1 protein-coding gene is annotated in these 1,190 nt (G+C 73.9%); it reads right to left on the bottom strand.

Going from position 1 to position 1,190, the window contains the following annotated elements:
* Positions 1 to 1,190: beta-ketoacyl [acyl carrier protein] synthase domain-containing protein (locus tag AOK15_RS41205; RefSeq protein ID WP_167738936.1), on the bottom strand; the 1,190-nt coding region annotated here is incomplete at both ends.

The raw sequence follows: 1,190 nt of genomic DNA, 5'->3' as shown, positions 1-1,190 counted from the left end.
GCGCGGCCAGGGCCGCGCCCGGTCGGCGAGGTAGAAGGGGGTGTCCTCGAAGCGGATCCGGTCGTTGGGGCGCGTGACGTGCAGGGTCGGCCAGATCACCTCGTGCTCCATCGCGAGGAGGGCCTTCACCAGGCCCGCGAGGCCCGCCGCCGGCTCCAGGTGACCGACGTTGGACTTCAGCGAGCCGATCGCGCAGAACTGGGCGCGGTCGGTGTGCTCACGCCAGGCCCGGGTCAGTCCGTCGATCTCGATCGGGTCGCCGATGCCCGTCCCCGTGCCGTGCGCCTCGAGGAGGCCGATCGTGTCCGGGGCGACACCCGCGTCCCGCAGGGCCTCCGCGATGACGTCGCGTTGCCCTCGGGGGCTCGGCGCCGAGTAACGGGTGGTGCGGCCGCCGTGGTTCACGGCCGCACCCTTGACCAGGCCCCGGACCGGGTCGCCGTCCCGTCGGGCGTCGTCGTGGCGGCGCAGGACGACCGCGACGGCGCCCTCCCCCGGCACGAAGCCGTCGGCGGTGCTGTCGAAGGCCCGGCAGCGGTGCCTCGGCGACAGGGCCATCAGATCGCCCATCGAGCGGAAGTACTCGGGGCTGAGGCCGGCGTGCACCGCGCCGATCACGGCCGTGTCGATGTCGCCGGCGCGCAGGTGCTGGAGGGCGGTGTGCAGGGCCACCAGCGACGACGAGCAGAGGGTGTTGACGAGGCCGCTCGGGCCGTGCCAGTCCATCAGGTACGACAGGCGGTTCGGGATCATCGCCTCGAGCCCGAGTCCCCGGCCGTCGGGGACGCCGTGGCGGGCCCGCTCCTCGTGGTAGTGGTCGTGGCTGTACGCGATCCACAGACCGGTCCTGCTGTCCGCGGCCCGCTCGCCGGCTCGTCCCCCGTCCTCCAGGGCCTGCCAGATCGTCTCGTACACGATCCTCGCCTGCGGGTCGATCAGCGGGGCTTCTCGGGGCGAGATCCGGAAGGGGCCCGGATCGAACTGGTCCACGGCCTCCAGGAACGAGGCATACGGGACGGGCCCGTGCGGCGGCCGGCTCCAGCGACCGTCGGGCAGGGGGCCCACGGTGTCGCGCCCTCGGCGGAGGAGGTCGGCGAAGTCGGCCAGGGTGTGCGCGGTGGGGAGGCGGACGGCGGCACCGACGATCGCGATGTCACGGGAGCGGGGTGACTCGGACGGGGGCGTAGGTG

This window comes from Streptomyces ossamyceticus (assembly GCF_001418475.1).
Lineage (GTDB): Bacteria > Actinomycetota > Actinomycetes > Streptomycetales > Streptomycetaceae > Streptomyces > Streptomyces ossamyceticus.
The sequence above is the reverse complement of the archived record's forward strand: the minus strand, read 5'-3'. Positions and strand labels throughout refer to the sequence as shown.